A 13,447-nucleotide genomic window follows, 5' to 3' on the forward strand; every position below is an offset into this window, starting at 1 on the left:
GCCTCCCGCCCCTCAGTTCAGCAGTTGTCCCCGGCGGCTCAGGAGGAATTTTTTGAAGGCCGCCACCGGGGGTGTGTCGACGTGGCCGTCGAGCCAGGCGACGCCGATCTCGCGGACGGCGCGGGGCGCGGTGACGGTGAGTTCGACGACGCCGGGGCGCGGTACCGGCGGGGGCGGCAGGAGGGCGACGCCGAGGCCGGCGGCGACCAGGCCGCGCAGCGTCTCGGCCTCCTCGCCCTCGAAGGCGACCTTCGGGGTGAAGCCGGCCTCGGCGCAGAGCGCGTCGGTGATGCGGCGCAGCCCGAAGCCGGGTTCGAGGCTGACGAACAGCTCGTCGGCGGCCTCGGCCAGCCGGATGCGCTTGCGCCCTGCGAGCGCGTGATCGTCGGGCACGACCAGGCGGAGCTTCTGCTCGTCCAGCCGGCGCGCGACCAGTTCGGGCGCGTCGGGGACCGGGGAGGTCAGGCAGAGGTCCAGGTCGCCGGCGCGGAGCCGGTCGAGCATGGCCTCGCCGTAGGTCTGTACGAGCTGGAAGCGGACCTTGGGGTGGTCGGCGCGGAAGGCGCGCAGCAGGCCCGGTACGGTCTCGGAGCCGAGGGTGTGCAGGAAGCCGAAGGCGACCTTGCCGGCGGCCGGGTCGGCGTCGGCGCGTACGGACTCCGCGGCGCGCTCGATGTCGCTCAGCGCGCGTTCCACGGAGGCGAGGAAGGCGCGGCCCGCGGGGCTGAGGGAGAGCGTGCGGCCGTGCCGGGCGAAGAGCGCGACGCCCAGCTCCTCCTCCAGGCGGACGATCGCGCGGCTGAGGGTCGGCTGCGGCATGCCGAGCTCGTACGCGGCGCGGGTCACGTGCTCGTGCCGGGCCACCGCCTCGAACTGGGCGAGGCGCGGGGCGAGGGCCAGCGCCCAGGACGAATCGAGAGTGTCTTTTCTGTTGCGAACCTGCAACAGAGGACGCTGTGAGCTGTGGTCATGCGGCATGGCATCGATTATGGCGTTTCAATGCATTGGACGCATGAACCGGCACGGCCGTACGTTCGAGACATGCCTCCTGCTGATACCAGGGCGTCCGCCACCACCCGCGCGGACGCCTCTGCCCAGTCGTCCACCACCGTCGATTCCGCCGCAACCGCTGCCGACCCCGAGGCCGGCAAGCTGCGGCCCGGGGGCCCCGGCTACCGCCGGATGAGCTTTGCGCTCTTCGCGTCCGGCATCTCCACCTTCGCCCTCCTGTACTCCACGCAGGCGCTGCTGCCCGCCATCTCCGACGACCTCGGGGTGACGCCGGACCAGGCCAGCTGGACCGTGTCGGCGGCGACCTTCGGCCTGGCGCTCGCGGTGCTGCCGCTGAGCGCGTGTTCCGAGCGGTTCGGCCGGCGCACGATGATGACGGTGTCGCTGTCCGTCGCCGCGGTCGTGGCGATGCTGGTGCCGTTCGCGCCCTCGCTCGGCGTGCTGATCGCCCTGCGCGGCGTCCAGGGCGTGGCGCTGGCGGGCGTACCGGCCTCGGCGATGGCCTTCCTGGCCGAGGAGGTACGGGCGAAGGCGCTGGTCGCGGCGGTGGGACTGTTCGTCGCGGGCAACAGCATCGGCGGCATGTCGGGCCGGATCGTGACCGGCTGGGTCGCGCAGGCGTGGGGCTGGCGCGCTGCGCTGGCCGCGGTGGGCCTGATGGCCGTGGTGTGTGCGGTGGTCTTCCGGCTGATGGTGCCGAAGCCGCGGCACTTCGTACCGAAGGCGGTCGGCCCGAAGGCGCTCGGCAGGACGATCCTGGGGCACCTCTCCGACCCGCTGCTGTGCCGGCTGTACGCGATCGGCGCGCTGTTCATGACGGTCTTCGGCGCGGTGTACACGGTGATCGGTTACCGCCTGGTCGGGGAGCCGTTCTCGCTGCCGCAGGGCATCGCGGGCTCGGTCTTCCTGGTGTACCTCGTCGGCACGGTCTCGTCGGCGGCGGCCGGACGCCTGGTCGGCCGCCTGGGCCGGCGCGGGGCGCTGTACCTGGCCGTCGGCACCACGGCGGCGGGCCTCCTCCTGTCCCTGGCCGACGTCCTGGTCCTGGTCGTCCTCGGCCTGGTCCTGATCACCGCCGGCTTCTTCGCTGGCCACGCGGTGGCGTCCGGGGCGGTCAGCCGTACGGCGAAGACGGCGCGTGCGCAGGCGTCGGCGCTGTACCAGAGCGCGTACTACGTCGGCTCCAGCGTGGGCGGCGCGCTCGGCGCCGCGGCCTTCCACGCCGGCGGCTGGGCGGCCACGGTCGCCCTCGGCCTGCTGGCCATGGTCGGGGCGGCGTCGGTCACCCTGTACGCCACCCGCAAGGCGGTCGCCGAACAGCGCGTCCTGCGCATGCAGAAGGCCGCGTAACGGCGCGCCGGCGCCGCATTTCAAGCCCGAAGGGGCCGCCCCGCCACCTGTCCTGGCGGGACGGCCCCTTCGTCTCAGCCGACGGGAAACAGCGACGTATCGATCGTGACGTCGAACGGCGCGGGCAGACGCAGCTGATCGCCGTACTTCACCGTGGCGAGTACCCGGTAGGTCCCCGCCTTGGGCTCCCCGTACAGCGTCGCGGTCGGTTTCCCGGATTGCCAGGGGTCGAGCAGCTACTGGGCGAGATGGCGGTGGGCGCAGCCGGTGCCGACGGCCTCGCTGCCGTGGGACTTCCAGGTGACCTTGTCGCCCTTGGCGAGGTCGTCCTCGCGCTGCCGCTGCTTCTTCTTCCGAGCCATGCGGCCAGGGAAACACCGGAGCGCGGGCGGCGCGCGGCGGGCGGCCCCGCTCGGAGCGCCCGCCGCCCGCCGCGCGGGGCTATGCGATGCGGTCCAGGACGATCGGGTCCGGGGTGAAGTCCGTACCGGGCGGGGCGATCAGTACGCCGCCGTCCAGCGCTTCGAGGGCCGCGGGGAACTTCTCGGGGGTGTCGGTGTGCAGGGTGAGCAGCGGCTCGCCTGCGCGGACCTCGTCGCCGGGCTTGGCGTGCAGCTCGACGCCCGCCCCGGCCTGCACCGGGTCCTCCTTGCGGGCGCGGCCGGCGCCGAGGCGCCAGGCGGCGAGGCCGACGGCGTAGGCGTCGAGGGTGGTGAGGACGCCGGAGGTGGCGGCGTTCACGACGTGCTGCTCGCGGGCGACCGGGAGGGGCGCGTCGGGGTCGCCGCCCTGGGCCTGGATCATGCGGCGCCAGTGGTCCATCGCGGAGCCGTCGGCGAGCGCCTTGGCCGGGTCGGCGTCGGGGAGGCCGGCCGCGGTGAGCATCTCGCGGGCGAGGGCGAGGGTCAGTTCGACGACGTCGGCGGGGCCGCCGCCGGCCAGCACCTCGACGGATTCGCGGACTTCGAGGGCGTTGCCCGCGGTCAGGCCGAGGGGGGTGGCCATGTTGGTGAGGAGGGCTGTGGTGCGTACGCCGTGGTCGGTGCCGAGTTCGACCATGGTGGCGGCGAGTTCGCGGGCGTCGTCGAGGTTCTTCATGAAGGCGCCGGAGCCGACCTTGACGTCGAGGACGAGGGAGCCGGTGCCCTCGGCGATCTTCTTGGACATGATGGAGGAGGCGATCAGGGGGATCGACTCGACCGTGCCCGTGACGTCACGGAGGGCGTAGAGCTTCTTGTCGGCGGGGGCGAGGCCCGCGCCGGCCGCGCAGATGACGGAGCCGACATCGTGCAGGACGGCCAGCATCTCGTCGTTGCTGAGGTCGGCGCGCCAGCCGGGGATGGCCTCCAGCTTGTCGAGGGTGCCGCCGGTGTGGCCGAGGCCGCGGCCGGAGAGCTGGGGCACGGCGGCGCCGCAGGCGGCGACGAGGGGCGCCAGCGGGAGGGTGATCTTGTCGCCGACGCCGCCGGTGGAGTGCTTGTCGGCGGTGGGCCGGGTGAGCGAGGAGAAGTCCATCCGCTCGCCGCTGTCGATCATCGCGGCGGTCCAGCGGGCGATCTCCTTGCGGTTCATGCCGTTCAGCAGGATCGCCATGGCCAGGGACGACATCTGCTCGTGGGCGACCTCGCCGCGGGTGTACGCGTCGATGATCCAGTCGATCTGCTCGCCGGTGAGTTCGGCGCGGTCGCGCTTGGCGCGGATGACGGAGATGGCGTCCATCGGCTTCCTTTCCACGAATGCAGCCTTTCCATGGCTGTCACCCCCATGTCTACACGCATAGAAAGGGTGCGGGAAACGGTTCAGCGGGCCAGGTGTTCCGGCCCGAACGCGTCCGGGAGGAGCGCGCTCAGCGGCCGGATCCCGGCCTCGGTGTCGACCAGCAGGTCCGGACCGCCGTGCTCGTACAGCAGCTGGCGGCAGCGGCCGCAGGGCACCAGGACCTTGCCGTGCCGGTCCACGCACGCGAACGCGGTGAGCCGGCCGCCGCCGGTCGCGAACAGGTCCGAGATCAGGCCGCACTCGGCGCACAGGCCGAGGCCGTAGGAGGCGTTCTCCACGTTGCAGCCGGTGACGGTGCGGCCGTCGGCCACCAGGGCCGCCGCACCGACGGGATAGCCGGAGTAGGGGGCGTAGGCCCGGGACATCGCGTCCCGGGCCCGTTCGCGCAGCTTCTCCCAGTCGGGAGCCTCGGTCACGTGCGCCGGCCCCCTCGCTGTACGTCGGTCACTTGCCCTGACCCCTTCGGTACGCCTTGCCGATGGCCTTCGGTGCCCGCAGCCGCTGGGCGGCGAGCGACAGGACCAGCAGCGTAGCGATGTACGGCGCGACGGAGACGATTTCCAGCGGGACCGTGTCGGTCGTGGCGTACCAGAGCGCGAGCAGCACGGCGACGACGATGCTGGCGATGCCCTGGAGGCGGTGGCCGCCGCGCAGCTTCCAGACCGCGAGGCCGACGAGCAGCACCGCGAGCAGGAGCAGCAGCGCGTGCACGGTCGTGCCGCCGCCGCGCAGCTGGAAGGCGTCCATGAAGCCGAAGAGGCCCGCGCCCATGGCGACGCCGCCGGGCCGCCAGTTGCCGAAGATCATGGTGGCGAGGCCGATGTAGCCCCGGCCGCCGGTCTGGCCGTCCTGGTAGATGTGCACGTAGATGGCGAGGAACGCGCCGCCGAGGCCGGCCAGCGCGCCGGAGACGACCACCGCAGCGTACTTGTACGTGTAGACGTTGACGCCCAGCGATTCGGCCGCGACCGGGCTCTCCCCGCAGGAGCGCAGCCGCAGTCCGAAGGACGAGCGCCACAGGACGAAGAAGCTGACGGCGAAGACCGCGACTGTGGCCACGGTCAGCCAGGAGACGTTGGTGACCAGCGAGCCGAGGATGCCGGCCAGGTCGGAGACCAGGAACCAGTGGTGCTTCTCCACGGACAGCAGCCCGTCGGAGAGGCCCGGCACGGTGAAGGTCGGCATGTTGTCCATCGGCGGGGACTGCTTGTCGTTGCCGCCCGCTGCCGCCGCGGCGCTGCCGTCCGCGCCGAACCACAGCTTGGCCAGGAACTGGGTGAGGCCCAGCGCCATGATGTTGACCGCGACGCCGGAGATGATGTGGTCGACGCCGAAGGTGACGGTGGCGAGGGCGTGGATGAGGCCGCCGAGCGCGCCGCCGAGGACGCCGGCCAGCGCCGCCGCCCAGGGCCCGTACTGCCAGCCGATCCAGCCGGCCGAGAACGCGCCGAGCATCATCATGCCTTCGAGGCCGATGTTGATGACGCCGGAGCGCTCGGCCCACAGGCCGCCGAGGCCCGCGAGGCCGATCGGCACGGCGGCGTTCAGCGCAGCGGTGTACTGGCCGGAGCCGGTGAGGTCCGTGGCGCCGGTGACGACGCGGAGCAGGGAGAGCAGGACGAGGGCGCCCGCGAGGATCAGCAGGACCTTGGGGTAGGTCAGCCTCGCGCGGGCCGCGGCGAGTTTGCCGCCCTTGCCGCCGGGGTCCTTCGCGACCGGGGCCGTGAGGTTCTGGCTCACGCGGACACCTCCGCCTTGTCGGTCCTGCCGGCCTGCGCGGCGAGTTCCTCGCCGACCCTGCGCTGCTGGAGCCGCAGGCCGTAACGGCGTACCACCTCGTAGGCGATGACCACGCACAGGACGATGACGCCCTGCATCACGCCGACGATCTCCTGTTCGTAGTCCTCGAACTCCAGCTGGGTGCCGGTGCGTTCCAGGAAGCCCCACAGCAGCGCGCCGGCGGCCATGCCGAGGGGGTGGTTGCGGCCGAGCAGCGCGATGGCGATGCCCGTGAAGCCGATGCCGACGGGGAAGTCGGTGCCGTAGTTGTACGAGACGCCGAGCAGGGTCGGCATGCCGATCAGGCCGGCCGCGGCGCCGGACAGCAGCATGGACGTGATGACCATGCGCTTGACGCTGACGCCGCCGGCCTGTGCGGCGGACTCGGACCGGCCGACGGTCCGCAGGTCGAAGCCGAAGCGGGTGCGGCCGAGCACGAACCAGTACGCCACGCCCGCGACGGCCGCGACGACGAGGAAGCCGTCGAGCGGGTCGGGCTGGGTCGGGATCGTGAAGAAGTGGCTGGACGCCGGGATGTCCGGGGTGTGGAAGAGGTTGCCGTCCTTCACCGCGAGCCGGCCTTCCTGGAGGAAGTAGCCGATGACGGCGGCCGCGATGGAGTTCAGCATGATGGTCGTGATGACCTCGCTGACCCCGCGGGTGGTCTTCAGTACGCCCGCGATACCCGCCCAGACCGAGCCGACCAGCATCGCCACGATGATGATCAGCGGGATCTGGAGGAACCCGGGGAGGGTGAGCGCGCCGCCGACGACCGCGGCGAAGAAGGCCGCGATGCGGTACTGGCCGTCCACGCCGATGTTGAAGAGGTTCATCCGGAAGCCGATGGCCACGGCCAGCGCGGACAGGTAGTACGGCACCGCCTTGTTGATGATCCAGACCTGGCTGTCGCTCTTGGAGCCGAAGTCCGCCATCACGGCGTAGGCGTGCAGCGGGTCCTTGCCGGTGGCCAGGATGATCACCGAGGTGATGACCAGCGCGGCGACGATGGCGAGCACCGGGGCCGCGATGCCCAGGGTGAGTTTGGTGCGGTCGATTCTCTTCACTCCCGGCCGCCCCCTTCCGCTTCCTCGTGCTCCAGGTGTCCGCCGGCGGCGCCTGTCATGGCCGAGCCCAGCTCCTCGGGGGTGACGGTGGCGGGGTCGGCGTCCGCGACCAGCCGGCCCCGGTACATCACCCGCAGGGTGTCCGACAGGCCGATCAGCTCGTCCAGGTCGGCGGAGATCAGCAGGACGGCCAGCCCCTCGCGGCGGGCCTCGCGTATCTGGTCCCAGATCTGCGCCTGCGCGCCGACGTCCACGCCGCGCGTGGGGTGCGCCGCGATCAGCAGCTTGGGGTGGTGGCTCATCTCGCGGCCGACGATCAGCTTCTGCTGGTTGCCGCCGGAGAGGGAGGCCGCGGTGACCTCGATGCCGGGGGTGCGGACGTCGTACTCGGCGACGATCCGGTCGGTGTCGGCGCGGGCCGCCTTGAGGTCCAGCAGCCGGCCCTTGGAGTTGGGCTTCTCGGTGACGTGGCCGAGGATGCGGTTCTCCCAGAGCGGGGCCTCCAGCAGCAGGCCGTGCCGGTGCCGGTCCTCGGGGACGTACCCGATGCCGTCCTCGCGCCGCTTGCGGGTGGGCGCGTGGCTGATGTCCGCGCCGTCCAGCGTGATGGTGCCGCCGTCCGGGTCGCGCATGCCCATGATGGCCTCGACCAGTTCGGCCTGGCCGTTGCCCTCCACGCCGGCGATGCCCAGGACCTCGCCCTTGTGGATGGTGAAGCCGATGCCGTCCAGGACGGCGCGCACGACGCCGTCGGGGTCGGTGGCGCTCAGGTGCAGCGCGTCGACCGTCAGCATCGGGGTGTCGGTGACGGTGGACTCGCGGGTCTCCGGCGAGGGCAGCTCGCTGCCGACCATCAGCTCGGCCAGCTGCTTGGGGGTGGTCTCCGCCGGTACGACGGAGGCGACGGTCGTGCCGCGCCGGATGACGGTGATGTCGTCGGCGACGGACAGCACCTCGCCCAGCTTGTGCGAGATGAAGAGGACGGTGAGGCCCTCGGCCTTCAGCTCGCGCAGGTTGGCGAAGAGCGCGTCGACCTCCTGCGGTACCAGCACCGCCGTCGGCTCGTCGAGGATGAGCGTACGGGCGCCGCGGTAGAGGACCTTGAGGATCTCCACGCGCTGCCGGTCGGCCACGCCCAGATCCTCGACCAGCACGTCGGGCCGTACGTTCAGGCCGTACCGGTCGGAGACCTCCAGGACGGCCGCGCGGGCCGCCGCGCCGATGCCGTGCAGCTTCTCGGCGCCCAGGACGATGTTCTCCAGGACGGTGAGGTTGTCGGCGAGCATGAAGTGCTGGTGCACCATGCCGATGCCGCGGGCGATGGCGTCGGCGGGGCTCGCGAAGGAGACCTGCTCGCCGTCGACCGTGATGGTGCCCTCGTCCGGCTTCTGCATGCCGTAGAGGATCTTCATCAGGGTGGACTTGCCCGCGCCGTTCTCACCGACCAGGGCGTGCACGGAACCGCGCCGGACGGTGATGTCGATGTCGTGGTTGGCGACGACGCCGGGGAACCGCTTGGTGATGCCCCGGAGTTCGACGGCGGGGGCGCGCTCCGCCGGGGGGCTGCTGGACGCTGTGATGGCGCACTCTCCTGGGAGAGAAGGAAAGAGGGAGGGCGGGGCGGCCGGGAGGCCCCGCCCTCGGACCGGGCTCGTGGAGCCCTGACGGGCGCTTACTTGGCGGGCGTCTCGGGGACCTTGACGTCCCCGGCGACGATCTTCTTCCGGGCCGCCTCGATCTTGCCCTTGATGTCGTCGATGTAGCCGCCGGAGGTGGCCAGGCTGACGCCGTCCTGCTTCAGCGTCAGGTGGACGGTGCCGGTCAGCGGCTTGCCGTCCTTGACGCTCTTGATCACGTCGTAGACCGCCACGTCGACGTTCTTCACCACGGAGGTGAGGATGTGGTCCTTGTACTTGGCCAGGCCGGGCTGCGCGTACTGGTCGGAGTCGACGCCGATGGCCCAGGCGCCCTTCTTGCCGGCGACCATCTCGATCGAGCCGGAGCCGGACTGGCCCGCCGCGGTGTAGATGACGTCGTTGTTGTTGTCGAGCATGCCCTTGGCCTTGCCCTTGGCGGCGGCCGGGTCGTTGAAGCCCTTGTCGTCGTTGGCGTAGAGGTACTGCGCCGTGACCTTGACCTTCGGGTCGGTGTCCTGGACGCCCTTCTCGAAGCCGGCCTGGAACTTCTGGATCAGCGCGTTGTTCACACCGCCGATGAAGCCGACCTTCTTGGTCTTGGTCTTCAGCGCGGCGGCCACGCCGGCGAGGTAGGAGCCCTCGTTCTCGGAGAAGTTGATGCCGTAGACGTTCTTGGCGGCGGACGGCGCGTCCACGACCGCGAAGGTGGTCTTGGGGAACTTCTTGGCGACCTTGTTGACGGAGTTGCCGTAGTTGAAGCCGACGCCGATGACGGGGTTGTAGCCGGCCTCGGCGAGGGAGGTGAGCCGCTGCTCGCGGTCGGCCTCCGTCTCGCCGTTCTTCGCGGTCATGAGCTTGGACTTCACGCCCAGCTCCTTCTCCGCCTTGTCGGTGCCGCGGGCCGCCGCCTCGTTGAACGAGTGGTCGTCCCGGCCGCCGACGTCGAACGCGAGGCCGACGCCCTTGTTCTTGCCGGCGGCCTCGGTGGAGGATTCGCCACAGGCGGTGAGCGAGAGAGCGAGAGCCGCGGAGGCTATGCCCGCGGCAGCGATCTTGGTTACCCGGCGCACGAGGGGTCCCCTTCGACTCGTAGCGCCTCCTACGGCGCTGATTCCGCCGCATCGTAACGCGCGTAGATGCGAGAAAAAGGGGTGTCCTGAAGCCGTTATCGGATCGTCGCGAAGCGGAGCCTACGGCTGGGTTTACAGCGCGTTCCGGTCGAGCAACGCGGCGGCTGTGAACAGCTCGACGCCCACCCGGATCGCCTCCTCGTCCACGTCGAAGTCGCCCTGGTGCAGGTCCCGCCCGGTCGGGTCGCCGACCGGCTTCACGCCCAGCCGGGCCATCGCGCCGGGCACCTTCTCCAGGTACCAGGAGAAGTCCTCGCCGCCGAGGGACTGCTCGGTGTCCTCCACGGCCTCCGGACCGCGCCGCGCCGCCATGGCGTTCTGCAGCAGCTGCGTGGTGAGCGGTTCGTTGACCACTGGCGGCACCCCGCGCACGTACGTGATCTGCGACTTCGCGCGGTGCAGCGTGGCCACCTCGTCGATCGCCGCGTACACCAGGTCCGGGGCCTGTCGCCAGGCCTCCAGGTCCAGGCAGCGGACCGTGCCGGACAGCTCGGCGCGCTGCGGGATGACGTTGCACGCGTGCCCGGACTCCAGCCGGCCCCAGGTCACGGCGAGCCCGGCGCGCGCGTCGACCCGGCGGGCGATCAGCGAGGGCACGTCGACCGCGACCCGGGCCGCTGCGGTCACCAGGTCGGTGGTCAGGTGCGGCCGCGCCGTGTGGCCGCCCGGCCCCTCCAGCGCGACCTCCAGCCGGTCGCAGGCGGAGGTGATCGCGCCGGTGCGCAGCCCGATCCGGCCCACCTCGACCTTGGGGTCGCAGTGCACGGCGAGGATCCGGCCGACGCCCTCCAGCGCCCCGGAGTCGATGGCGTCGGTGGCGCCGCCGGGCAGCACCTCCTCGGCGGGCTGGAACAGCAGCCGTACCGGGCCCGGCAGCAGCCCCTGCGCCGCGAGGTCGGCGAGGACCAGGCCGGCGCCGAGCACGACGGTGGTGTGCACGTCGTGGCCGCAGGCGTGGGCGCGGGCCGGCACCGTCGAGCGGTAGTCGACGGTCTTGGTGTCCGGGATGGGCAGCGCGTCGATGTCGGCACGCAGTGCCAGCATGGGGCGGCCCGCGTCCGGTGTCGTACCGGGGTCCCTGCCGATGTCGCAGATCAGGCCGGTACCGGTGTCCAGGACACGGGGGGCCAGACCGGCCTTCTCCAGCCGCGCCTTCAGTGCCGCCGTGGTCCGGAACTCCTGGTTCCCGAGCTCCGGATGCATGTGCAAGTCCCGCCGGAAGGCGATGAGTTCGGCGCGCAACTCCTCGGTGAGCGCTCCGGGCAGGGTCCCCCGTGCGGGGCTGGCATCGGCTTCGGGTCCGCGGGACATCAGTTGGTTCACCCGCTGAAGGTTACGGGGCCGGGCGGGGCAACTGTCCGTCGATCAACAAAAGTTCAGCCCGTTAGGGGAAGACAATCTAGGCCGCCCGGCGCATGGACAGGTCATCAAGGGGGTATGACGTAGGGTTTCACGCGGCGGCGAATCCCAAACCCCGATCTTGTGGACCGGCCCCCTGCGCGGCGGCCTCAGCCGGCTCCGGCGAAGGTGAGTCGCTGCACGTCACGGGCGGTGCCGGTGACGCCCGAGAGGAAGCCCTGGGCGCGCGGCGATGCCTTCGTGGTGAGCCAGGCGGGATCGACGTCGCAGACCGCGACCTTCACTCCGGTGCCGGCCAGCGCGAGCGGCAGGGTGTGCACCACGGTGGACGGGAAGCTGAGGATCGTCCGGCCGATGGGGCCGCGCCGGGCGATCAGTTCGAGCGGCAGGTCGGGCCGGACGATCTCCAGTCCGGTGACGGCCTCCAGCGCGTGCAGCTTCTCGGCGCTCTCCCTGCGGTGCGCGAAGTAGCGGGTGGCGCCGTGCGTACGGGCCAGGGCGCGGACGGCCGTGAGGTAGTGGTCCGGGTCGACGACGCCGGTCTCGACCAGGGACGTGCCCACGATGTCGGTGCCGCGGGTGAGCCTGGGCGGGCCGAAGCGGGCCCGGGTCCAGGCGAAGTCGTTGGCGGTGACGCGGACGCCCGGCGGGGATTCGACGGGCATGGAGGAGAAGACGCCGACGGTGCGGCGGTCGTTGTCGGGTACCGGGGTCAGCCGGCGGCGCGCGGCCGCGGAGAACGGCGCGAAGACCAGGTCGCGGGCGCCCCGGCTGCCGCCGCTGCGGTGCCAGCGCACCAGCCGCTCGCCGCGCGCCAGCTGGGAGATGAACTCCATGGTGGCCGTGCCGTCGTCGACGACGACCAGGTCGCGCGCCCGGGTGAGCGTCAGCAGCAGCTGGACGTAGCGCGAGAACGGGTCGCCGATGACGATGCGGCGGGCGCGGCGGAGCAGCGGGGACAGGCCCCCGATGGTCCGCAGGGGGGCGGCAGCGCCGCCGCGCGCCTCCTCCCAGCGGACCGTGCAGCCCTCGTCCCGGGCCAGCTCCGCCATCCGGCGCAGCTGGCCGCGGGTCATGGGGTCGTGCGGGGAGAGCACGACGACGGTGAGCGCGCCGGTCCGCCCGGCGTCCGACGTCCGCTCCAGGTACGCCCACTCCAGGACGTTGAGCAGCTGTACCGGGCTCTCGACGAAGGCGAGGGTGGTACCGGCGGTGTCCGGGTTCCGCCGGAACACCCCGCCGGGTCGGCGGGCCGGCCTCCGGGAGCCGGGGCCGCCCGCCGCCTGGGCCGGGCCCCCATGCCCGGCCTCGGGGACAGGGCGCCGGGCCCCGTCTGCTGCGCTCACGGTGTCGTCGCGCTTCCTGTTCAGACCGAGACCGGCTCGCGGTCGGCCTCGGCGGCCTCGGCCTCGGCGACGACGCCCGCGACGCGGCGGAGCTTCTTCATCGGGCCGAGCTCGCTCTCGTACACCTTCTTGACGCCGTCACCGAGGGACTCCTCGATGGTGCGGATGTCGCGGACCAGGCGGGTCAGGCCCTGGGGCTCGACGGAGGCGGCCTGGTCGGAGCCCCACATGGCGCGGTCGAGGGTGATGTGGCGCTCGACGAAGGTGGCGCCGAGGGCGACGGCGGCGAGGGTGGTCTGCAGGCCGGTCTCGTGGCCGGAGTAGCCGATCGGGACGTTCGGGTACTCGTCCTGCAGGGTGTTGATCATCCGCAGGTTGAGCTCCTCGGCCTTGGCCGGGTAGGTGGAGGTGGCGTGGCAGAGGACGATGTTGTCGCTGCCCAGGACCTCGACCGCGTGGCGGATCTGCTTCGGGGTGGACATGCCGGTGGAGAGGATGACCGCGCGGCCGGTGGCGCGCATGGCCTTCAGCAGCTCGTCGTCGGTCAGCGAGGCGGAGGCCACCTTGTAGCAGGGCACGTCGAACTTCTCGAGGAAGGCGACGGACTCCACGTCCCACGGGGAGGCGAACCACTGGATGTTGCGCTTCTTGCAGTAGTCGTCGATGGCGCGGTAGCCGTCCTCGTCGAACTCCACGCGGTGGCGGTAGTCGATGTAGGTCATCCGGCCCCAGGGGGTGTCGCGCTCGATGTCCCACTGGTCGCGCGGGGTGCAGATCTCGGGGGTGCGCTTCTGGAACTTCACCGCGTCGCAGCCGGCGTCGGCGGCGGCGTCGATGAGCGCGAAGGCGTTCTCCAGGTCTCCGTTGTGGTTGATGCCGATCTCGCCGGTGACGTAGACCGGGTGGCCCGGGCCGACGATCCGGTCGCCGAGGCTGCGGAGGCGGTTGTTGCTGGTCATGAGGAGAGTTCCTTCGTTGTCGGGTGTCTCTCG

General features: G+C 71.7%; 12 protein-coding genes and 1 pseudogene. 1 reads left to right on the forward strand and 12 read right to left on the reverse strand.

Going from position 1 to position 13,447, the window contains the following annotated elements; genetic code table 11:
- Nucleotides 1–12 precede the first annotated feature (12 nt).
- Nucleotides 13–978, reverse strand: a complete 966-nt coding sequence (locus tag C3486_RS11555; RefSeq protein WP_258052713.1) for a LysR family transcriptional regulator — start codon at nt 976–978, stop codon at nt 13–15.
- A gap of 63 nt (nt 979–1,041) precedes the next feature.
- Between C3486_RS11555 and C3486_RS11560 the strand changes: the two genes are divergently transcribed.
- Nucleotides 1,042–2,361: an MFS transporter gene (locus C3486_RS11560; protein ID WP_103832542.1), complete on the forward strand. Its 1,320-nt coding sequence runs from the start codon at nt 1,042–1,044 to the stop codon at nt 2,359–2,361.
- A 74-nt stretch (nt 2,362–2,435) separates the two neighbouring features.
- On the opposite strand, the pseudogene C3486_RS37965 reads toward C3486_RS11560, so the two are convergent.
- From C3486_RS37965 to C3486_RS11615, 11 genes and pseudogenes are all read right to left on the reverse strand, one after another.
- Nucleotides 2,436–2,597 (reverse strand): annotated as a pseudogene (locus tag C3486_RS37965) (Uma2 family endonuclease); the annotation flags it as partial.
- Nucleotides 2,598–2,723, reverse strand: a complete 126-nt coding sequence (locus C3486_RS37970; protein WP_258052714.1) for a hypothetical protein — start codon at nt 2,721–2,723, stop codon at nt 2,598–2,600. It abuts the pseudogene before it with no gap.
- Between the two features lie 79 nt (nt 2,724–2,802).
- Nucleotides 2,803–4,080, reverse strand: a complete 1,278-nt coding sequence (locus C3486_RS11575) for a thymidine phosphorylase (RefSeq protein ID WP_103832543.1) — start codon at nt 4,078–4,080, stop codon at nt 2,803–2,805.
- Nucleotides 4,081–4,160: 80 nt separating this feature from the next.
- Nucleotides 4,161–4,505, reverse strand: coding sequence for a cytidine deaminase (locus C3486_RS11580; RefSeq protein WP_258052726.1), 345 nt, complete (start codon nt 4,503–4,505; stop codon nt 4,161–4,163).
- A gap of 79 nt (nt 4,506–4,584) precedes the next feature.
- Nucleotides 4,585–5,880, reverse strand: coding sequence for an ABC transporter permease (locus tag C3486_RS11585; RefSeq protein ID WP_103832545.1), 1,296 nt, complete (start codon nt 5,878–5,880; stop codon nt 4,585–4,587).
- Nucleotides 5,877–6,983 carry an ABC transporter permease gene (locus C3486_RS11590; protein WP_103832546.1) on the reverse strand — a complete coding sequence of 369 codons (1,107 nt, stop codon included), beginning with the start codon at nt 6,981–6,983 and terminating at the stop codon, nt 5,877–5,879. Before C3486_RS11590 ends, C3486_RS11585 begins: the two co-directional genes overlap by 4 nt.
- On the reverse strand, nt 6,980–8,563 hold the full coding sequence (locus tag C3486_RS11595; protein ID WP_103832624.1) for an ABC transporter ATP-binding protein: 1,584 nt from the start codon (nt 8,561–8,563) through the stop codon (nt 6,980–6,982). Before C3486_RS11595 ends, C3486_RS11590 begins: the two co-directional genes overlap by 4 nt.
- A 92-nt stretch (nt 8,564–8,655) precedes the next feature.
- Nucleotides 8,656–9,690, reverse strand: coding sequence for a BMP family protein (locus tag C3486_RS11600; RefSeq protein WP_103832547.1), 1,035 nt, complete (start codon nt 9,688–9,690; stop codon nt 8,656–8,658).
- Nucleotides 9,691–9,822: 132 nt separating this feature from the next.
- Nucleotides 9,823–11,061, reverse strand: coding sequence for an amidohydrolase (locus tag C3486_RS11605; protein ID WP_103832548.1), 1,239 nt, complete (start codon nt 11,059–11,061; stop codon nt 9,823–9,825).
- A 197-nt stretch (nt 11,062–11,258) separates the two neighbouring features.
- Nucleotides 11,259–12,479, reverse strand: a complete 1,221-nt coding sequence (locus C3486_RS11610; protein ID WP_374936853.1) for a hypothetical protein — start codon at nt 12,477–12,479, stop codon at nt 11,259–11,261.
- A complete protein-coding gene (locus C3486_RS11615; protein ID WP_103832550.1) occupies nt 12,476–13,414 on the reverse strand; it encodes an N-acetylneuraminate synthase family protein in 939 nt (312 codons plus the stop codon). Before C3486_RS11615 ends, C3486_RS11610 begins: the two co-directional genes overlap by 4 nt.
- Between the last annotated feature and the right edge of the window lie 33 nt (nt 13,415–13,447).

The organism is Streptomyces sp. Ru73 (genome assembly GCF_002920575.1).
GTDB lineage: Bacteria > Actinomycetota > Actinomycetes > Streptomycetales > Streptomycetaceae > Streptomyces.